This is a genomic window from Nocardia sp. NPDC004415, assembly GCF_053602435.1.
Window position 1 is genome coordinate 38,364 of the sequence record NZ_JBSGDP010000018.1, and the last position, 19,348, is coordinate 57,711.

A 19,348-nucleotide genomic window follows, 5' to 3' on the forward strand; every position below is an offset into this window, starting at 1 on the left:
GACGCTAACGCGATGTCGTGTCCGCTCGATCCAGTAAATGACTCCATCTCCTGCTCGAAGGCGGTGCGACATGCGTCGCTTGCTGATCCTGCTCGCCTCGCTCGCGCTCGGCGCGGGCCTGTGGACCGTGCCCGCCGCGGCCGCGCCCGTCTCCTGCGGACTCACCTGGGGTTCGCTCGACAAGTCGGCGCCCACCTATGCCCGTGCCACCGTCACCGATGTCCGCGCGGGCAGGCACGACTGCTTCGACCGGCTGGTCGTCGACCTGAGCGGTCCGGTCGGCGGCTACCACGTCGGCTATGTCGGCACGGTCACCCAGGACGGCTCCGGGCAGGTGGTCCCGCTGCGCGGCGGCGCCTTCCTGCACGTGACGGTCCAGGCGCCCGCCTACGACGACGCGGGCAAGGCCACCTTCCGCCCCGCGCGGCCGGGCGAAGTGGTGGATGTGGCGGGCTACCCGACCTTCCGGCAGGTCGCCTGGGCCGGATCGTTCGAGGGCAGGACCGGTTTCGGGCTCGGCGTGCGTGCCCGGCTGCCGTTCCGGGTGCTGGTGCTGGAGAACCCGGCCCGCCTGGTGGTGGATGTGGCGCACGCCTGGTGACTCACCAGCCCTGCCGCTGCGGCCGCGAGCCGACCAGTTCGTCCGGCTTGGCGGTCTGGCGCGACCGGTAGACGACGTAGGGCCGGTAGAAGTAGCTCAGCGGCGCGCTGAAGGCGTGCACCAGCCGGGTGAACGGCCACAGCGCGAACAGCGTGAGCGCGATCATCACGTGGATGTGGAACGACAGCGGCGCCTGCGCCATCAGGTCACCGCGCGGTTGCAGGATCCAGATCGAACGGAACCACGGTGACACCGTCTCGCGGTAGTTGTGTTCCGGACCGATCGCGCCCGAGCCGATCAGGGTGGTCGCCAGGCCGGTCACCAGGGCGCAGACCAGCACCAGGTACATGATCTTGTCGTTGAGCGTGGTGGCGGTGAACACCGGGCCGTTGCGGCGGCGCCGGTAGATCAGCAGGGCGATGCCGGTGAGCGTGGCGACGCCCGCGATGCCGCCCAGGACGAGGGCCTGGATGTGGTAGACGTGCTGGCTGATGCCGATGGCATCGGTCCACGACGCCGGGATGACCAGGCCGATGACGTGGCCGAGGATCACCACCAGCATCCCGTAGTGGAACAGCGGGCTGGCGATGCGCAGCACCTTGCTCTCGTAGAGCTGCGAAGAGCGGGTGGTCCAGCCGAATTTGTCGTAGCGGTAGCGCCACCAGGTGCCGACGATCAGGATCGCCAGGCTCACGTACGGGATGATGTCCCAGAAGATCTCGCTCACCGAAATCCTTTCGCTACAGCGGGTTCCCGGTCGTCCGTGCGGCGCGGCGGCACCGTGAGGGTGAAGGGGGCCAGGCCGACGGCCTCGGCGGGCGGTCCGGCGTCGACCAGCCTGCGCGCCCAGCCGAGATCCTCGTCGGTGGCGGGCGGCAGGGTGGCGACCACGGCGGCGAGCACCGGCGCGTAGCGGGAACCCTCGTCGGCCAGAGCCAGCCCGATGGCGTGGACGGCCCGGCGGTAGGCGGCGAGCAGCGCGGCACCGGCGACGGGGTCGACGGTCGCCGCGAATTCGAGGACGACCGGAAGATGGTCGGGCACTTCGTTGTCCGGTGGCGTGACGCCCGCGCCGCGATAAGCCTCGGTGAAGGCCAGCATGGCCATGCCGCGATTGCGGGTGTCGCCGTCGGTCCAGTAGGTGAGCAACAGGGTCGCTCGCCTGCGCAGGTCGAAGGTGTCGACGTACTCCCGCGCCGCCGCCACCTCGGACGTCCCGCGCAGTTCGGCGGTCACGGCCAGCAGCGGCCGGGCCCGGTCGGCGGGCAGGTGGGCGCACAGCTGCGTCACGAGGTCGAGCCGCCCGGCCTGCCCGTCGTCCGGATAGGCCAGCAGCAGCGACGCCGCCTGCCAGGTCAGCCGGTGTTCGGCGGTCCGGCGGGCCGCGCGTCCGCGCATCATCGGCGCCCGCCAGGGAACATGCCCTCGGGGGCGCCCTTGCCGTCCCAGTTCAGCAGGTTGACCCGCGGCGGCTGACCGGCACCGGCCGACTCGCTGGTCTGCCGCTGTTTGAGCGCGTGGAAGGTCTCCACCGCCACCGGGATCGGCTTGCCGCTGGTCTCGCCGAACGGTCCGGACGCCTGGTCGTACATGCCGGGCCCGCCGTCGAAATCGAGCGCGCAGTCGGCGACGGATTCCTCCAGCTGATGCCCCTGATCGGCATAGGCCGACGGAATTACGTACCGCTCTTCGATTTTCGCCAGCGCGAGCAGCCGGTACATGCGGTACATCTGCTCCTCGGTCATTCCGACAGCCGCCGGAATATGTTCCTGCGGTTCGCGTCCGAGGTTGATATCACGCATGTAGGACCGCATGGCGGCCAGCTTGCGCAGCACCACGGCGACCGCTTCGGTATCGCCGGCGGTGAACAATCCCGCGAGATATTCCAAGGGAATTCGCAAGGACTCCAGGGCGCCGAACAGATTGCCGACATCCTCGCCGTCGTGACCGTCACGGGCGACCGCGTCCACCACCGGTGACAGCGGCGGGATGTACCAGACCATCGGCATGGTGCGGTATTCCGGATGCAGGGGCAGCGCGACGCGGAAGTCCTTGATCAGCGCGTGAATCGGTGATCTCTGCGCCGCCTCGATCCAGCTGTCCGGAATTCCGGCGGCCCGTGCGCCCGCGACCACCTCCGGGTCGGCCGGGTCGAGCAGGATATCGGTCTGGGCGCGGTAGAGGTCGCGATCGTCGGGGACGGAGGCGGCGTCGAGCACCTTGTCCACGTCGTAGAAGATCAGGCCGATATAGCGCAACCGGCCCACGCAGGTCTCCGCACACACCGTCGGCAACCCGACCTCCACGCGCGGATAGCAGAACGTGCACTTCTCGGCTTTGCCGGTCTTGTGGTTGAAATAGACCTTCTTGTAAGGACATCCGGAGATGCACATGCGCCAGCCCCGGCACTTGTCCTGGTCGACGAGCACGATGCCGTCCTCGGTGCGCTTGTACATCGCGCCCGACGGGCACGAGGCGACGCACGCCGGATTCAGGCAGTGCTCGCAGATGCGCGGCAGATAGAACATGAAGGTCTGCTCGAGCTCGGCCTTGACCTTCTCGCTGACCTGCGCGAGCACCGGGTCGCCGGGCACGATCTCCGGGGAGCCCGCCAGGTCGTCGTCCCAGTTGGCCGACCAGCCGATCTTCATCCGATCGCCGGTGAGCAGGCTGCGCGGGGCGGCGACCGGGATCTGGTCGCTGAGCGGGGCATTGATCAGGTTCTCGTAGTCGTAGGTCCACGGCTCGTAGTAGTCGGACATGGCGGGCATCTTCGGATTGGCGAAGATATTGGCCAGCTTGGCGAAGCGGTCACCGCCGCGCAGCCGTAGCCTGCCCTTCTTCAGCGTCCAGCCGCCGCGCCATTTCTCCTGGTCCTCGTAGGTGCGCGGATAGCCCTGTCCCGGACGGGTTTCCACATTGTTGAACCAGACGTACTCGGTGCCGGTGCGATTGGTCCAGGCCTGTTTGCAGGTCACCGAACAGGTGTGGCAGCCGATGCATTTGTCCAGGTTCATCACCATCGCCAACTGCGCCATGACTTTCATCAGTACGTCACCTCCTGGCTGCGGCGACGGACCACGGTCACTTCGTCGCGCTGATTTCCGGTCGGGCCGAGATAGTTGAACGCGAAGGAGGTCTGGGCGTAACCGCCCGCCAGGTGGGTGGGTTTGATGAGCAGCTGGGTGAGCGAATTATGGATGCCGCCACGGGTTCCCGTGGTTTCCGAGAGCGGGACGTCGATGGTGCGTTCCTGGGCGTGATACACGTACACCACCCCGCGCGGCATGCGCTGGGAGACGATGGCGCGGCAGACCAGCACGCCGTTGCGGTTCACCGCTTCGACCCAGTCGTTGTCGCGCACGCCGATCTCCTCGGCATCGCCGGGGCTCATCCACATGGTCGGGCCGCCGCGCGAGAGCGACAGCATCAGCAGATTGTCCTGGTATTCGGAATGGATGGACCATTTCGAATGCGGGGTGAGGTAGCGCAGGGTCAGGCCGACACCGTCGCGGCGCTCGCCGATCCCGGGTTCGCCGTAGAGCTTGGCCATGTCCAGCGGCGGGCGATAGACGGGCAGCGCCTCACCGAGCTCCTCGAGCCAGTCGTGGTCGACGTAGAAATGCATGCGGCCGGTGAGGGTGTGGAAGGGCTTGAGGTATTCGATGTTCTGGGTGAACGGGGCGTAGCGGCGGCCGCCGGTCTCGCTGCCGGACCATTCCGGGCTGGTGATCACCGGAACCGGCCGGGATTGCGTTTCCGCGAACGAGATCCGCCGTTCCTCGCTGCCCTCGGCGAGTTTCACCATGTAGCGGCCGGTGCGCCGGTCGAGTTCCTCGAATCCGGCCACCGAGAGCCTGCCGTTGGTGGCGCCGGAGAGCATGAGAATGGTCTCGGCCATCTTCTCCGCCGAGTCCAGCGCCGGACGCCCTTCCGCCACTCCGGAATTCATGACCCCGTGCAGATGGCTGAGTTCGAGTACTTCCTGATCGGGGAACACCGTGACGCCTTTGGTGGTGAGTCCGGCCTGTTCCACCAGCGGGCCGAGCGCGGCCCATTTCTCGGCGACCGCCGCGTAGTCGCGTTCGACCACCTTCAGCGGACCCATCGTTTTGCCGGGCACCGGCACCTCGCCGGTGGTCTGCCAATTCGACTGGGTGCCATGGGGATAGGCCATCGCGCCGGGGGTGTCGTGCTGGAGGGTGCCGAGGACGACATCGGTGCGGGTGCCCAGGTGCTTGGCGGCCATGGCCGAGAAGGCGCGGATGATCGTGCCGAAAGCGTCGAAATCGGAACGGGTTTCCCACGGTGGGTCGATGGCGGCGGTGAAGGCGTTCATGAACGGGTGCATATCGGTGCTGGACAGGTCGGCCTTCTCGTACCAGGTCGCGGCGGGCAGCACGATATCGGAGAACAGGGTGGTGGAGGTCATCCGGAAGTCGATGGACATGAGCAGGTCGAGCTTGCCCTCGGGAACCGGATCGGGCGAGATCACGTCGGCCGGGCGCTGCGCGGGTGCGGCGAGGTCGTTGCGGACATTCGACCGGGCGCCGAGCAGGTGTTTCAGGAAATACTCGTTGCCCTTCGACGACGAACCCAGCAGATTGGACCGCCACACATTCAGCACCCGTGGCCAGTTCTGCGGAGCGTCGGGGTCCTGCACCGCGAATCGCAGTTTCCCGCTGTGCAATTGATCGACGGTGTAGGCCACCGGATCGGCGCCCGCCGCTTTCGCCTGCTCGGCCAATTCCAGTGAGGAGCGGTCGAACTGGGGGAAGAACGGGGTCCAGCCCATGGCGACGGCCGAGCTCAGCACGTCCATGGTGTGCTTGTCGCGGAACAGGCCGCGGCCTGTGGGAGCGGCCAGGACATCGGCGCGGTAGCCGTCGTAGCGCCACTGGTCGGTGTGGGCGTACCAGTAGGAGGTGCCCGCCATCAGGCGCGGCGGGCGCGACCAGTCGGTGCCCATGGCCACGGTGGTCCAGCCGGTCACCGGCCTGCACTTCTCCTGGCCGACGTAATGGGCCCAGCCGCCGCCGTTGCGGCCCATCGAGCCGGTGAGCAGCAGCAGTGCCAGGATCGCGCGGTAGGTGGCGTCGCCGTGGAACCACTGGCAGATGCCCGCGCCCATGATGATCATGCTGCGGCCACCGGAATCGACGGCGTTGTCGGCGAATTCGCGCGCGATCCGGATGACCTGCTCGCCGGAGACGCCGGTGATGGGTTCCTGCCAGGCGGGGGTGCCGGGCGAGTCGGGATCGGTGTAGCCGCTGGGCCAGTGTCCGGGCAGCCCCGGCCGGGCGACGCCGTACTGGGCCAGCAGCAGATCGAAGACCGTGCACACCCGGCGCCCGGCGATCACCCGCACCGGGACACCGCGCTCGATCGTCTCGCCGTGCCCGTCGACGGTGTCGAAGCGCGGCAGCGTCACCACCGCGCTGTCGCCGCCGGCGACATCGGCCACGGTCAGCGCGGGTTGCAGGTCACCGAGGTCGAGATTCCACTTGCCCACGCCCTGCTCACCGAAGCGGAAGCCGAGCGAGCCGTGCGGAATCGCGGCCGCGCCGGTGACGCTGTCGAGCAGGGCGGGTTTGAAGGCGGCGTTCTCGGAGGTGTCGCCGAGGTCGGCGGCGGTGAGGTTCTTGCCGGGGACCAGGCGGCCGTCGCGGTCTTCCAGGCTGATCAGGAAAGGCAGGTCGGTGAACTGACGGACGTAGTCGACGAAGAACGGTTCGCGCCTGCGCACGAAGTACTCCGTCGCGATGACGTGCCCCATCGCCATGGCCAACGCGCCGTCGGTGCCGGCCGCGCACGGCATCCACTCGTCGGCGAACTTGGTGTTGTCGGCGTAGTCGGGGCTCACGGTGACGACCTTGGTGCCGCGATAGCGCACCTCGGCCATCCAGTGCGCGTCGGGCGTGCGCGTCACCGGGACGTTGGAACCCCACATGAGCAGGTAGGACGCGTCCCACCAGTCGCCGGATTCGGGGACGTCGGTCTGGTCGCCGAAGACCTGCGGGGAGGCCACCGGCAGGTCGGCGTACCAGTCGTAGAAGGAGGTCATCACGCCGCCGAGCAGTTCCACGAAGCGCGAGCCCGCGGCGAAGGACACCATGGACATGGCCGGGATGGGTGAGAAGCCGGCGATGCGGTCGGGGCCGTACTCCTTGATGGTGTGCACGTGCGCGGCGGCGATCATCTCCACCGCCTCGTCCCAGCTCACCCGCACCAATCCACCCATCCCCCTGGCCTTCTGGTACCTGCCGCGGCGCTCGGGATCGGACTGGATGTCGGCCCAGGCCAGTACCGGGTCGCGCAGCCGGGACCTGGCCTCGCGATACATCTCCACCAGCAGGCCGCGCGCGTACGGGTAGCGCACCCGGGTGGGCGAGTAGGTGTACCAGGAGAAGGCGGCGCCGCGCGGGCAGCCGCGTGGTTCGTAGCCGGGGCGGTCGGCACCGGCGGAGGGATAGTCGACGTCCTGGGTCTCCCAGGTGATGATGTCGTCCTTGACGTAGACCTTCCACGAGCACGAGCCGGTGCAGTTCACCCCGTGCGTCGAGCGCACCGCCTTGTCGTGGCTCCACCGGTTGCGATAGAAGATGTCGCCCTCGCGGCCACCGGCGCGGGTGACGGTGCGCCCGTCGGGCGATTCCACGCCGGGAGTGAAGAACCGGCCGCTGCGGACCAGCAGGTTCTCCACCGGTCCGCCGATATGCGCTTCGGGTGCCACTGCGTCTCCTTCTATTCGACGGCGTGCAGTTTGAAGGCGGTGTAGAGCAGCGCGGCCAGCGCGGTGGCGGCGAGCAGCAGCAGGCCGATCGTGTAGCTGTGGGTCGCCTCGTTGTAGGTGGTGCCCATGATCAGCGGCGGGAAGTAGCCGCCCAGACCACCGGCGGCCGAGACGATGCCGGTGACACTGCCGACGTTCGACGCGGGCGCCCGCCGCGCCACCCACGCGAACACGCCGCCGGTACCGATACCGAGGAACAGCGCCATCGCGATGAACGTGCACGCCGAGGCGACATCCGGCGGCGGTTTGAAGGTGGCGATCACGGCCATCACCGCGGTGCCCGCCAGTGAGGTGACCACGATGTACTTCGGCGGAATCCGGTCCGAGAGGGTGCCACCGATCGGCCGGGCGATCACCGCGGCCAGCGCGAAGGCGGCGGTGCGGGTGCCCGCGTCGACCGCCGAGAAGTCGTAGACGTTCTTGATGTAGGTCGGCAGGTAGGAGCTGAAGGCCACGAAACCACCGAAGACCACCGCGTACAGGAACGACATCTCCCAGGTGACGCCCAGTTTCATGGCCGCGCGCAGCTTGGGCAGCACCGGATCGGTGTTCGGCGTGAACTCCGGGGAGTTGCGCATGAACAGCACGCACAGCACCGCGGTGACGGCGAGCGCGGCGGCCACGATCAGATGCGTGGGCAGCAGTCCGAACCAGCGCACGAAACGCGGGGTGAAGAACGCCGACACCGCCGTACCGACCATGCCCGCGCCGAACACACCGGTCGCGAAGCCGCGCCGCGCGGGCACGTACCAGGAGTTCGCGAACGGGATACCGACCGCGAAGACCGTGCCGGGGATACCGAGCAGGAACGCGAACACCAGCATCAGCGGATAGGACTCGATACTGCCCGCGATACCGACCGCCACCACCGGCACGATCGAGGCCAGCGAGACGCCGATGAACATCGTCCGCCCGCCGAGCCGGTCGGTGAGCGCGCCGGAGACGATGCGGCCCAGCGAGCCGACCAGGATCGGCATGGCGACCATGATCGAAGCCGCCATGCTGCTCAGGTGCATGTCCTCGGCGTAGTTCGGCGAGAGCGGGCCGATGAGATTCCACGCCCAGAAGTTGATGGCCGACACCCATGTGGCCAGGACGAGGTTGAGGGTCGGGGACCCGGCGCGTACCGCTGTCTGTAGCGAGGTCACCCGACCAGGAGAACACACCGGCCGCGGCCGATGCCGGTGAACACGCAACGTTCCGGCAACTACACCGAAAACCTTGTGAACTCCCCTTTCGGTGGGGAATATCTCACTCTTCAACTGTTCCGCAACCCGTCGATCGAGGGAACCGGCCGAGAACCCACGGCGCCAGCCGCCCATGACACTGCAACAATGTGCCCATGAGCGGCGTTGAGCGGAATATGACCGATCCCTTTCTCTGGCTCGAAGAAGTGACCGACGAGGCCGCGCTGGACTGGGCGCGCGCCCGCAACGAGGTGGTCGGGCAGCGTTTCGCCGCGACCGAACGTTTCGCCGAATCCGAGGCGCGCATCCTGGCCATGCTCGACGACGACACCAAGATCGCCCATCCCGGCCGGCGTGGGTCGTGGCTCTACAACTTCTGGCGCGACGCCGAACACCCGCGCGGGCTGTGGCGGCGCACCACTTTCGAGTCCTACGCCACCGACGAGCCCGAATGGGATGTGCTCATCGATGTGGACGCGCTGGCCGAGGCCGACGGCGAGAACTGGGTGTGGGGCGGGGCTGCCGTGCTGCGGCCCTCGCAGGAACGCGCCATCGTCCACCTGTCCCGGGGCGGGGCTGACGCGACCGTCGAGCGCGAATTCGACCTGACCACCCGGGAATTCATCGCGCCCGAGGACGGTGGGTTCTTCCTGCCGGAGGCCAAGTCGCGCCTGGGCTGGATCGACGCCGACACCCTCTATGTCGGCACCGACTTCGGGCCGGGCTCGCTCACCGATTCCGGCTACCCGCGGATCGCCAAGCGCTGGCGGCGCGGCACCGAGTTGTCCGCGGCCGAGACCGTGTTCGAGGGCAAGCCGGGTGATGTCTCGATCGGCGCCGGGTACGACCGCCACCCCGGCTACGAACGGCACTACCTGCACCGGTCGACGGACTTCTTCAACACCGAGGTGTCACTGCTCGCCGACGGCGAGTGGCGCCTGCTCGAGACTCCCACCGACGCCGATGTCGACTGGTACCGCGACTGGCTGCTGGTCCGCCTGAAGACGGAGTGGACCCCCGGCGACACCACCTTCGCCCCGGGCAGCCTGCTGGTCACCGACATCAACGAATTCCTCGCCGGTGGAAGGGAATTCGAGGCCCTGTTCACCCCCGACGCGCACACCGCGCTGGAATCCTGGGGCTGGACCGAGAACCACCTGATCCTCACCACCCTGCGCGATGTGCAGACCGGCTTCCAGGTGCTCACCCCCGGCCCGGACGGCTGGACGCGCTCCGAGCTCGCCGACTCCCCCACCATGTCGAGCACCTCGGTGACCAACCTCGACCCGCTCGAGGGTGGTGACGAATTCATGCTCACCACCACCGGTTTCACCACGCCGACCACGCTGCTCAGCAGCGCGGTGGGCGAGGCGGCCACCGTACTCAAGCAGGCGCCCGCCTACTTCGACGCCACCGGCATCGAGACCGAACAGTTCTTCGCCACCTCCGACGACGGAACGGCCGTGCCCTACTTCGTGATTCGTCACCGTGACCGCAGGGGCACCCCCGGACCGACGGTGATGGACGGCTACGGCGGGTTCGAGATCTCCCGCACCCCGGTGTATCTGGGCGCACCGGGTATGGCGTGGCTGGAGAAGGGCGGCACTTTCGTGCTGGCCAATATCCGCGGCGGCGGGGAGTACGGCCCCGAATGGCACACGGCCGCACTGAAAGAGCACCGGCACCGCGCCTTCGAGGATTTCGCGGCGGTCGCGCGGGATCTGGTCGAGCGTGGGATCACCACTCCGGACCGGCTGGGCGCCAAGGGCGGCAGCAATGGCGGGCTGCTGATGGGCGTGATGCTCACCCGGTATCCGGAACTGTTCGGCGCCATCGTCTGCCAGGTGCCGCTGCTGGACATGCGCCGCTACCACCTGCTGCTGGCGGGCGCGTCCTGGGTGGCCGAGTACGGCGACCCGGACAAGCCCGAGGAATGGGCCTACATCAGCGAGTACTCGCCGTATCAGAACACCGATCCCGACCGGCAGTACCCGCCGATCCTGCTGGCCACCTCCACCCGCGACGACCGGGTGCACCCCGGCCACGCGCGAAAGATGGCCGCGCTGCTGGAATCCCAGGACCGCACCGTCTGGTACTACGAGAACATCGAGGGCGGGCACGGCGGCGCGGCCGACAACAAGCAGACGGCCTATCTGTCCGCGCTGGTCTACGAGTTCTTCACGCAGATGCTGATGGAGGGGCGGCGCTCGGCGTAGCCGTCAGCGGTCGCGCAGCCACTTCTCCACCGCGTCGACGGTGGAGACCGGATCGGTGATCCAGCCGTTGTGCCCCAGGGCCTCCGGCTGGAGCCACCGGGTGACCTGGGCCGCGGGAAGTTTGCTCAGCAGGTGGTCGGCGGAGCTCTGCGGTGCCAGTTCGTCGCCGGTCACGGTGATCGACAGGACCGGGAACTTCAGCCGCGTCATCCGTTCCTCGTAGTCGATGTCGGCGCCGACCGGCACGAACCGGCCGGTGCGCGCCAGCCGCGCCCAGTCCGACATGAGCACCTTCGACTGCCTGCCGTAGGCCCGTCTGCCCAGCAGGTCGCCGGGCCAGAATCCGGTCAGATTGGCGGCGACGGCCACCGCCGCGGTGCCGACCAGGACGCCCGGGGCGAGCACGCCGCGATAGCCGCGGAAGTACGGCGTGCCCGAGGCGAGCAGGATCAGGCCGCCGAGCCTGCCGCGCACCCTGGCCGCGTACAGCGCGGCCAGCTGACCGCCCATGCTGTGGCCGAGCAGGTACGGGGTGCTGCCGGGGAAGCGGTCGCGTACGGCCTGGAGCATGGCGGGGAAGTCGACCGAGACCAGTTCGTGGTAGCCGTAGGTGCTGTCGGTGCCGGGCCGGGGCGAGTCGCCGTTGCCGCGCAGTTCGCCGATGGCGACATCGAAGCCGCGGGCGGCCAGCTGCCCGCCGAAGTACTCGTAGAACTCGCCGGGCACGGCCAGGCCCGGCACGATGACGACCACCGGGCGCGGTGTGTCGGGGGTGATCGGATGCCGGTGCGGCCCGCGCGCGGGCAGCAGGCGGACCGGCAGGGTGCTGCCGTCGGGTACCTGGATCGGGACGATCTCGACCCGGGCCATCACGCCCCTACCGCGCCGAGGATCACCCGGCTCAGTACCTTGATCACCTCGTCGAGCGGGGGCCGCGGGTCCGAGCCGCTCCACCCGTCGACCACGTAGTTCACCGCGCCGATGATGGCCAGCACGCGCAGTTCGTAGTCGCCGGCCGGGATCTCGCCCTGCATGGCCGCGTCCTCGGCGGCGCTGGCCAGCAGCGAGCCCCACACCCGGCGCAGCTCGAGCCGGAACTTCTCGACCTTGGGCCCGGCGCCGACCACCTCGACCAGTGCCACGCGCGCCTTGCGCGGGTCCTCGCCGATGGCCTCCACATAGGCGCGCACGGCGGCGTCGATCTGCTCGAGCACGGTGCCGTCGGTCTTGGCCTCTAGCGCGGCGGCGACCGCGTCGCGCGATTGCCTGTCGATCTGCTCGTACAGCTCCAGCAGCAGCGATTCGCGGCCGGTGAACTCCTCGTAGAACTGCCGGGACGACAGTCCCGCGTCCTTGCAGATGGCCCCGACCGAGCTGTTGGCGTACCCGTCGCGCGCGAAGACCGTCAGGCCTGACTCCAGAAAACGCGCACGCCGCTGGCGTTGCCGGTCCTCTACGGGTTGCCCGGCATACATTCGTCCCGTATTCGCATCCTGTGACATTGTCGCTGACAATACCGAAGGGCCCGATCCCCTCGTCATGGATCGGGCCCTTCGGTAGCCCTCCCGGCTTACCGCGCGTTAGCCGGAAGTTGGCTGCTGTCTTCTCAGTTGCCGGATCCCTGCACCGAACCGGTGCTGATCGAGCTGGTGAGCAGGCCCAGCAGCAGGCTCAGGATGCTGCCGTCGCCGCTGCTGCCGCTGCTGTTGTCGGTGATGTTGTAAAGCATGTGCCACTCCAAGTTGATGCTTTGTGACTACGTCGTCACTGGCCATTTGCCGTCTCGGACGATACCCACGTGAATCTGAACAGGGAGTGTTTTAAAGGAATTTTCTAGAATTTTTTTGTCAGGCGCCACAAGCCCCGGGAACTTCCGGCTCGCCGAGACTCAGCATGAGCCGATTCGCCCACGAGAACGAGGCGATGGAGAGCACCAGATCGTGAATCTCGGTGTCGTCGACACCGAGTGCACGCAACCGGTGCAGTTCCGCGTGCGCGGGCCGGGGTGGTTGCGCGGCCAGCGCGACGGCGAAATCGATGATCGCGTCCCAGCGCTCGTCGATCCGCACGGTCACACCTTCGTCCAGCAGTCGCTGCACGTCTTCGCCGCGGCGGGACAACTGGGATGTGAAACGTGAGTGTACCGACGCGCAGTACTCGCAGCCGTTGAATCGCGAAGTCACCGTGGCGGCGAGTTCACGTTCGGCGCGGCCGAGCCCTTCGCGGCTGTAGAAGATGTCCTTGTCGTTGGCGCTGCGGTGGGTCAGGACCTCGGCATTTCGGGCCAGCAGCCGGAAATACGGGCTCTCGCCGCGCTGTCCGGCGAGCAGGGGGCGCTGGGTCTCGTCGGCGTCGGCCAGGGCGATGGGTTCGACCCAGGGCACCCAGTCCAGCTGGTCCTGGGTGAAACCGGTTGGGCGCGCGGCACTCTCGACGTCGCGGACCTCGGTCATCGCTGTGCTCCGATCAGGGCGAGGCCGGCCAGCAGGCGGACCTGGTAGTTCACGAATCCGACGAGCTGGGAGACGGTGACGATGTCGGTCTCGGTGAGACCGGCCGCCAGCAGTTCGGTGATGTGCGCGTGGGTGCTGGTCGCGGGGGCGGTGGTGAGTCGCTCGGCGTGTGCCAGCGCGGCCTCCAGCCGCGAATCCGGCTCGGTGACAGCGCTTTCCACGCGCTCGCGGTAGTGAGTGGCGAGTTCCTTCGACTCGGCCAGTGCCGCGACGTGCGCGGCGATCGTGGCCAGCCGTTCGGGACCGAAGGCGAGGCCCGCCGGTCCGTCGAAGAGCGCGTCGTGCACGCCCTGGGTGTGTTCGACCACGGCGGGCCTGCTCGCGCGCAGGGCGGCGACGCGGGTCGCGGTCTCGGTGCCGAGCACCGTGTCGATGACATCGGCGCTCACGCCGTGCCCCTTTCGTTCCAGTGCCGGTTCAGTCGCGGCACGACTTCGGTGGCGAGTAGTTCGATCGAGCGCAGGACCGCGGGCTGGTCCGGATCGATGGGATGGATCTGGACGATGAGATCGGTGGCCGCGGTGACGGCGCGGTCGGCGGCGAGCCGCTCGGCTACCTCGTCGGGTGTGCCGACATAGGAATCGCGCAGGACCTCATCGACGGTGGACGCGAGTTGCGTATTGCCCGCCGCGCGTAGGTGATCCAGGAATCGCTGGGCGCCGCGGCGGGCCCGGCGGTGGGCGTCGGCGTGGGCGTCGGCGACGAAAACACTGCGGGAGGCGGCGATTCGGGGCGTCACGCCGGCGGGCAGCGCGGCGCGGTACGCCTCGATCAGCGGTGCCTGGATGTCGTCGAGCGAGGCGTTCGGCGCCGCCGGGTCGCGCGCCTGGGCTCGGGAGAGCAGCAGGCCCGCGCCCGCCTCCCCGGCGCGCCGCGCCCCCGTCGCGGAGAAACTGGCGTGCCAGACCCGCTCACGCAGCGACGCCGCGGGCGGGTGCAGGACGCGGCCGGGCACCAGTTCCGCGCCGTCGAGGGCGGCCGTGATCGCGGCCAGCTTCTCGGCGTAGACCTTCTGCTTCTCTTCGGGAGCGACCCCGAACAATTCAAAGGACCTCGCGGAACCGCCGCTGCCGAAACCCAATTCGAGCCTGCCGCCGGACAGGGTGTCCAGCACCGCCGCGTCCTCGGCGACCCGGACCGGGTCCTCCAGCCCGAGGGTGACGATCGCGGTGCCGAGCCGGATCTCGCCGAACCGGGCGGCCGCGTGCGCGAGGAACACCAGCGGTGAGGGCACGCCGCCCTCGTCCGGGTCGACGTGGTGCTGGGCGACCCAGGCGCTGTCGTAGCCGAGGCGCTCGGCCAGTGCGATCTGGGCCAGCGCGTCGGCGTAGACCTGGGCCGCGCCCTGGTCCTCGGCGTGACGGACCAACCGGGTGAACAGGCCGAGCCGCTTCGTCATGCCGCCGCCTTGCCCAGGTAGGCGTCGCGCACGGCCGGATCGTCGAGCAGCTCGGCGGCGGTGCCGTGCAGCACGATCTCCCCGCCGCGCAACACGTTTCCGGTGTGCGCGATCGACAGCGCCAGCTCGGCCTGCTGCTCGACGATCAGGATCGCCAGGCCCAGTTCGGTGTTGAGCCGGGCGATCTCGTCGAGCACCCGGTCGACGAACAGCGGCGACAGGCCCATGGTCGGCTCGTCCATGCAGATCAGCCGCGGCTTGCTCATCAACGCCCTGGCGAAGGCCAGCATCTGCTGTTCGCCGCCGGAGAGCGTGCCCGCGTGCTGAGTGCGGCGTTCGCGCAGGCGCGGGAAGTGCTCGTAGAGTTCCGCGGCCCTGGCGGCGAGCGCCCGGCGCCGTTCCTTGCGGATATAGCCGCCGACGTAGAGGTTCTCCTCCACGGTCATTGCCGGGAAGACCCGGCGCGCCTCCGGCACCGAGGCCAGACCGGCCTCGATCCGGGCGGCGGGCGAGCTGGTGCTCACGTCGACACCGTCGACGCGTACCGTGCCCGAGGACGGGCGCAGCAGCCCGAGGGCGGTCTTCATCGTCGTGGATTTGCCGGACGCGTTTCCGCCCAGCAGCGAGACGATCTCGCCGGGGCGCACCGTCAGCGACACCTTGTCCAGTGCGCGCGAGGGACCGTAGTGCACGGTGACCTCGTCGAATTCCAGGATGGGCGTTGTGTTCTCGTCACTCGGCACCGACGATCACCTTCTCTGCCGTTGTCCGCCGCGGCTCACCGGCGGCCCGCAGGCGGCGCCGCCCCAGGTACGCCTCGATGACCCGCTCGTCGTTCTGGATCTGCTCGGGCGTGCCCTCGGCGATGACGCGGCCCTCGTCGAGCACGATCACCCGGTCCGAGAGCGCGTTCACCAGATCCAGTTTGTGCTCCACCAGCACGATGGTCTGCCCGGCCGCTTTCAGCTCGGCGAGTTGCCTGCCGACCTCGGCGGTCTCGGTCTGGTTCATGCCCGCCGCCGGTTCGTCGAGCAGCAGCACGCGGGGTCGCAGGGCCAGGGCCCTGGCGATCTCGGTGCGGCGGCGATTGGCGTAGGACAGCGTGTAGGCGTGGTTGTCCGCGCGCGGCACCAGCCGTTCCGGGAACCGGGCCAGCTGGGCGTCGACCAGCGCCTCGGTGGCACGCCGTTCGGCGCGCACCGCGGGTGTCGGCACCAGGGCCAGCACGGTCTCGGCCAGCAGCGGAAACCAGCGCAGTACCGGGAACCGCGCCAGGAAGCGCAGCGGTCGGGCCGCGGTGACGGTGGTGTGCAGGCCGATCTCGACGTTCTCGCGCACCGTCAGGCTGCCGAACACCCGGCCGTTCTGGAAGGTGCGGGCGATCCCGGCGGCGGCCGCGGCCTCCTGCGAGCCGGGCCGCAGCCGCTCCCCGTCGACCTCGACCCGGCCCGCGTCGGGACGCAGGACCCCGGAGACGAGGTTGACGGTGGTGGTCTTGCCGGAACCGTTCGGACCGATGATCGAGACGAATTCCCCTGGCGCCACGATCAATTCGACGCCGTCGACGGCCTTCACCCCGCCGAAGGACTTGCGCAGTTCACGGACCGCGAGCGCGGGCTCACGCGGCGATTCGGACACGGTCACTCCTCACCAGCACACCTTGCGGACGGAACCGGATGATCAGCAGCAGCACCACGCCGTAGAGCAGGATGCGCGCCTCCGGGGCCAGCCGCAGGGCCTCGGGAACGCCGATCAGCACCACCGCGCCCAGCACCGCGCCGTAGGGCGAGCCGGTGCCGCCGAGCACGAGAATGGTGATGATCAGCAGGGACATGGGCAGGTTGAACACCGTCGGGTCGATGTAGCTGTACTGGTGCGCCAGCAGCGCGCCGGCGATCCCGGAGAACAGGGCGCTGATCGCGAAGGCCAGCGCCTTGTAGTCGCGCACCGGGATGCCAGAGGACCGCGCGGCGACCTCGTCGGCACCGACCGCGCGCAACGCGACACCGAGCCGCGAGCGCTGGATTCCGACCACCACCGCCAGGGTGATCGCCAGGAACACCAGGTCGAGCAGGTACACCTCGGTGTTCTCGGTGAACTCGTGACCCAGGATGCTCGGCACCGGAATGCCGAAGATGCCGTAGGAGCCGCGGGTCAGCGATTCCCAGTTGCGGATCACCGCCACGATCACGATGCCGATGCCCAGCGTGGCGATGGCCACGTAGTGCCCGTTGAGGTTCCACAGCGGCGCGGCCAGGATGGAGGACAGCACCGCCGCCAGCACGCCACCGGCGAGCGCGGCCGCCAGGAACGGCCAGTCGTGGTTCACCGTGAGAACGGCCGAGGTGTAGGCGCCGATGGCGATGGGCCCGGCCTGGCCGATGACCAGCTGTCCGGCCGAGCCCGCGATCAGCGTCATCGAGACCGCCACGATCGCGTAGGCCAGGATCTGTGTGCCGACCACGATGGCGTAGTTGTCGGCCACCAGCGGAACGACGATCGCCGCGGCCGCGAAGACCAGCACCGCGTGCCACCACCGCACCCGGATCGGCCTGCCGATCCCGAGGAAGGTGCCGGTCAGCGGTTCGGCGCTGATCGCGGGCACCTTGGCCAGCAGCCCGCCGGGCCGCAGCACCAGGAAGGCCACCAGCACGCCGAAGGTGATCAGGTCGCGGTAGCCGTCGCCGAAGGTGTAGATGCCGAAGGCCTCCACGATGCCGAGGGCGAACCCGCCGATCACCGCGCCCGGAATGGACCCGAGCCCGCCGATGGTGGCGGCGACGAAACCGGTGAGCCCGGCCAGCGTGCCGCTGGTGGGCGAGATGTTCGAGTTGTACAGGCCGACGAAGATTCCCGCGAGCCCGCCGAGCCCGGAGGCGATGGCGAAGGCCAGCACCTTGATCCGGGAGACGCCGATGCCCATCTGCGCGGCGGCGTCCGGGTCCTGGGCGGTGGCGCGGATGGCCAGGCCGTAGCGGCTGAACCGCAGGAACCCGGCCAGCGCGCCCATCACCACCACGGTGATGGCGAACATGACCAGATCGGAGGTGCCGAAGCGGACGCCGCCGAGCTGGAAGTTGTTGGTGGGCAGGATCTGTGGGAACGGGCGGGTCTCGGGCCCGAAGACGATCTGGGTGAGGTTCTCGATGATCAACCCGGCCGCCACCGTCGCCAGCAGTGCCGCGATGGCCGGTGCCTTGCGCAGCGGATGCACCGCGAGCACGTCGATGGCCACACCGACCAGCGCGGTGATCGCCACCACCAGCACGATCGCGGGCCACAGCGGCAGGCCGAGCTCGGCGATGAACCACCAGCCCAGGATGGAGCCGAGCGCGAACACCGCGCCGTGCGCGAAATTGATGACGTTGGTGACGCCGAAGATGAGGGTGATGCCCACGGCGAGCAGCGCGTACGCGTTGCCGTGGACCACACCGGCGATCAGGGTGTCGAACATCAGCGGTTGCCGGTCGGCACGAACTTGCCTTCCTTCAGCACCAGCTCGCGCGGGGCCACACCCTTCGGGCGCCGCGACTCCTGGTCGAAGGCGAACGTCCCGAGACCGATTCCGGTGAACTGGGTTTCGGTCTTCAGGCCCTCGAGAATGCCCTCGCGGGTGGCGCCGCCCTTCTTGGCCGCCTGCACGAGCACGTGCAGCGCGTCATAGGCGTAGACGTTGAAATCGCCCGGGTCGGTGTTGAACTTCGCCCGGAACTTGGTGACGAATTCCTGGGTCTTCGGGTCGGGATCGACGGGGCTGAAGATGCCGTTGACGATGTCGCCCTCGGCCGCCGCACCGGCGAGCTGGATGAACTGCGGGGTGTTCTGGCCGCCGAAGAACTGGCCGGTGAAGCCCACGTCACGCAGCTGCTTGACCACCAGCGCGCCGTCGGGGCCGTAGCCGAGGTGCACGAACGCCTCGGGGTTCGCCTCACGGCCCTTGATCAGGATCGGCTTCACATCGGTGGAATCGGGCAGGATCGGCGAGGAATAGACGATCTCCACGCCCTTCTGCTCGGCGAAACGCTCGAAGAACTGGAAAGCCTGCTTACCCCAGTCGGTTTCGAGATAGACCACCGAGACCTTCTTGGCCTTCTTCGACACCCACTCGGCATTGCGTTCCTGGAACACGTCCAGGGTGATCGACGGGCTCCACGAATAGTCGCCGCCCTTGGTGAAATCGACCGCGGAATTGGTGAAGCCGTACTGGACGAGTTTGCCGCGGTTGTAGATCGGCGAGGCGGCGATCGAGGCGGGCGAGGAGAAATCGCCCAGCTCGGCGATGACGGACTTGTCGTCGACGAACTTGGTGGCGATCGGCACGGTCTGCTTGGGGTCGGACTGGGAGTCCTCCCACTTCAGCTCCACCTTGCGCCCGTCGATGCCACCCGCGGCGTTGATCTCCTCCAGTGCCAGGTCGAAGCCCTGCTGCCACAGCCTGCCGTACTCGGCCGAGGGGCCGGTGCGGGGCCCGGAGACACCGAAATAGACCGTTCCGCCGTCCGCCGCGTCGCTGCCGGAGTCGCTGCAACCGACCACCGCGGCGGCCACCGTGACGGCGGCGAGCGCACTGGCGATGATCTTGACACGGCGGCGCGAACCGACCGAGAACTTGCTCATTGATCGTTCCTTCGAGACATGA

At 68.6% G+C, this 19,348-nt stretch carries 17 protein-coding genes; 2 read left to right on the top strand and 15 right to left on the bottom strand.

What is annotated here, in order from left to right:
• Positions 1-70 precede the first annotated feature (70 nt).
• Positions 71-601, top strand: coding sequence for an AMIN-like domain-containing (lipo)protein (locus tag ACWEMY_RS11515; protein ID WP_452389927.1), 531 nt, complete (start codon positions 71-73; stop codon positions 599-601).
• A gap of 1 nt (position 602) precedes the next feature.
• Here ACWEMY_RS11515 and narI read toward each other — a convergent pair whose 3' ends face one another.
• From narI to ACWEMY_RS11540, 5 genes are read right to left on the bottom strand one after another with little or no spacing between them, the layout of a single operon-like run.
• Positions 603-1,334, bottom strand: a complete 732-nt coding sequence (narI, locus tag ACWEMY_RS11520; protein WP_375935514.1) for a respiratory nitrate reductase subunit gamma — start codon at positions 1,332-1,334, stop codon at positions 603-605.
• Complete coding sequence (narJ, locus tag ACWEMY_RS11525; RefSeq protein WP_452389928.1) at positions 1,325-2,002, bottom strand: nitrate reductase molybdenum cofactor assembly chaperone; 678 nt, start codon at positions 2,000-2,002, stop codon at positions 1,325-1,327. Before narJ ends, narI begins: the two co-directional genes overlap by 10 nt.
• Positions 1,999-3,648 (bottom strand): nitrate reductase subunit beta, encoded by a 1,650-nt coding sequence (gene narH / locus ACWEMY_RS11530; protein WP_452389929.1) that lies wholly within the window; start codon positions 3,646-3,648, stop codon positions 1,999-2,001. The genes narJ and narH overlap by 4 nt, the downstream gene beginning before the upstream one ends.
• Positions 3,648-7,334: a nitrate reductase subunit alpha gene (locus ACWEMY_RS11535; RefSeq protein WP_452389930.1), complete on the bottom strand. Its 3,687-nt coding sequence runs from the start codon at positions 7,332-7,334 to the stop codon at positions 3,648-3,650. The genes narH and ACWEMY_RS11535 overlap by 1 nt, the downstream gene beginning before the upstream one ends.
• An 11-nt stretch (positions 7,335-7,345) precedes the next feature.
• A complete protein-coding gene (locus ACWEMY_RS11540; RefSeq protein WP_452389931.1) occupies positions 7,346-8,542 on the bottom strand; it encodes a nitrate/nitrite transporter in 1,197 nt (398 codons plus the stop codon).
• Positions 8,543-8,736: 194 nt separating this feature from the next.
• On the opposite strand from ACWEMY_RS11540, the gene ACWEMY_RS11545 reads away from it, so the two are divergent.
• Positions 8,737-10,797 carry a prolyl oligopeptidase family serine peptidase gene (locus ACWEMY_RS11545; RefSeq protein ID WP_452389932.1) on the top strand — a complete coding sequence of 687 codons (2,061 nt, stop codon included), beginning with the start codon at positions 8,737-8,739 and terminating at the stop codon, positions 10,795-10,797.
• Between the two features lie 3 nt (positions 10,798-10,800).
• On the opposite strand, the gene ACWEMY_RS11550 is transcribed toward ACWEMY_RS11545, so the two are convergent.
• From ACWEMY_RS11550 to ACWEMY_RS11595, 10 genes are all read right to left on the bottom strand, one after another.
• Positions 10,801-11,667: an alpha/beta hydrolase family protein gene (locus ACWEMY_RS11550; protein WP_452389933.1), complete on the bottom strand. Its 867-nt coding sequence runs from the start codon at positions 11,665-11,667 to the stop codon at positions 10,801-10,803.
• Positions 11,667-12,299, bottom strand: a complete 633-nt coding sequence (locus tag ACWEMY_RS11555) for a TetR/AcrR family transcriptional regulator (protein WP_375930784.1) — start codon at positions 12,297-12,299, stop codon at positions 11,667-11,669. Before ACWEMY_RS11555 ends, ACWEMY_RS11550 begins: the two co-directional genes overlap by 1 nt.
• A 104-nt stretch (positions 12,300-12,403) precedes the next feature.
• Positions 12,404-12,526 carry a hypothetical protein gene (locus tag ACWEMY_RS11560; protein WP_278261689.1) on the bottom strand — a complete coding sequence of 41 codons (123 nt, stop codon included), beginning with the start codon at positions 12,524-12,526 and terminating at the stop codon, positions 12,404-12,406.
• 118 nt (positions 12,527-12,644) lie between these two features.
• On the bottom strand, positions 12,645-13,250 hold the full coding sequence (locus ACWEMY_RS11565; RefSeq protein ID WP_452389934.1) for an alkylhydroperoxidase domain protein: 606 nt from the start codon (positions 13,248-13,250) through the stop codon (positions 12,645-12,647).
• Entirely contained in the window at positions 13,247-13,699 is a 453-nt protein-coding gene (locus ACWEMY_RS11570; protein ID WP_452389935.1) for a CMD domain-containing protein, read from the bottom strand. Before ACWEMY_RS11570 ends, ACWEMY_RS11565 begins: the two co-directional genes overlap by 4 nt.
• The gene (locus ACWEMY_RS11575) at positions 13,696-14,709 is read right to left on the bottom strand and encodes an LLM class flavin-dependent oxidoreductase (RefSeq protein WP_452389936.1); all 1,014 of its coding nucleotides are present in this window, start codon (positions 14,707-14,709) and stop codon (positions 13,696-13,698) included. The genes ACWEMY_RS11570 and ACWEMY_RS11575 overlap by 4 nt, the downstream gene beginning before the upstream one ends.
• Positions 14,706-15,452, bottom strand: coding sequence for an ABC transporter ATP-binding protein (locus ACWEMY_RS11580; RefSeq protein ID WP_452389937.1), 747 nt, complete (start codon positions 15,450-15,452; stop codon positions 14,706-14,708). The genes ACWEMY_RS11575 and ACWEMY_RS11580 overlap by 4 nt, the downstream gene beginning before the upstream one ends.
• Positions 15,442-16,347 carry an ABC transporter ATP-binding protein gene (locus tag ACWEMY_RS11585; protein WP_452389938.1) on the bottom strand — a complete coding sequence of 302 codons (906 nt, stop codon included), beginning with the start codon at positions 16,345-16,347 and terminating at the stop codon, positions 15,442-15,444. Before ACWEMY_RS11585 ends, ACWEMY_RS11580 begins: the two co-directional genes overlap by 11 nt.
• A complete protein-coding gene (locus ACWEMY_RS11590; RefSeq protein WP_452389939.1) occupies positions 16,328-18,163 on the bottom strand; it encodes an ABC transporter permease in 1,836 nt (611 codons plus the stop codon). The genes ACWEMY_RS11585 and ACWEMY_RS11590 overlap by 20 nt, the downstream gene beginning before the upstream one ends.
• Positions 18,163-19,326: an ABC transporter substrate-binding protein gene (locus ACWEMY_RS11595; protein ID WP_452389940.1), complete on the bottom strand. Its 1,164-nt coding sequence runs from the start codon at positions 19,324-19,326 to the stop codon at positions 18,163-18,165. The genes ACWEMY_RS11590 and ACWEMY_RS11595 overlap by 1 nt, the downstream gene beginning before the upstream one ends.
• Positions 19,327-19,348: the final 22 nt, after the last annotated feature.

Bases quoted from the DNA above. Each gene is read 5' to 3' on its own strand.
- ACWEMY_RS11515 (WP_452389927.1), top strand. From the start codon at position 71: ATGCGTCGCTTGCTGATCCTGCTCGCCTCGCTCGCGCTCGGCGCGGGC.
- narJ (WP_452389928.1), bottom strand. From the start codon at position 2,002: ATGATGCGCGGACGCGCGGCCCGCCGGACCGCCGAACACCGGCTGACC.
- narH (WP_452389929.1), bottom strand. From the start codon at position 3,648: ATGAAAGTCATGGCGCAGTTGGCGATGGTGATGAACCTGGACAAATGC.
- ACWEMY_RS11545 (WP_452389932.1), top strand. From the start codon at position 8,737: ATGAGCGGCGTTGAGCGGAATATGACCGATCCCTTTCTCTGGCTCGAA.
- ACWEMY_RS11550 (WP_452389933.1), bottom strand. From the start codon at position 11,667: ATGGCCCGGGTCGAGATCGTCCCGATCCAGGTACCCGACGGCAGCACC.
- ACWEMY_RS11555 (WP_375930784.1), bottom strand. From the start codon at position 12,299: ATGTCACAGGATGCGAATACGGGACGAATGTATGCCGGGCAACCCGTA.
- ACWEMY_RS11560 (WP_278261689.1), bottom strand. From the start codon at position 12,526: ATGCTTTACAACATCACCGACAACAGCAGCGGCAGCAGCGGCGACGGC.
- ACWEMY_RS11565 (WP_452389934.1), bottom strand. From the start codon at position 13,250: ATGACCGAGGTCCGCGACGTCGAGAGTGCCGCGCGCCCAACCGGTTTC.
- ACWEMY_RS11575 (WP_452389936.1), bottom strand. From the start codon at position 14,709: ATGACGAAGCGGCTCGGCCTGTTCACCCGGTTGGTCCGTCACGCCGAG.
- ACWEMY_RS11590 (WP_452389939.1), bottom strand. From the start codon at position 18,163: ATGTTCGACACCCTGATCGCCGGTGTGGTCCACGGCAACGCGTACGCG.
- ACWEMY_RS11595 (WP_452389940.1), bottom strand. From the start codon at position 19,326: ATGAGCAAGTTCTCGGTCGGTTCGCGCCGCCGTGTCAAGATCATCGCC.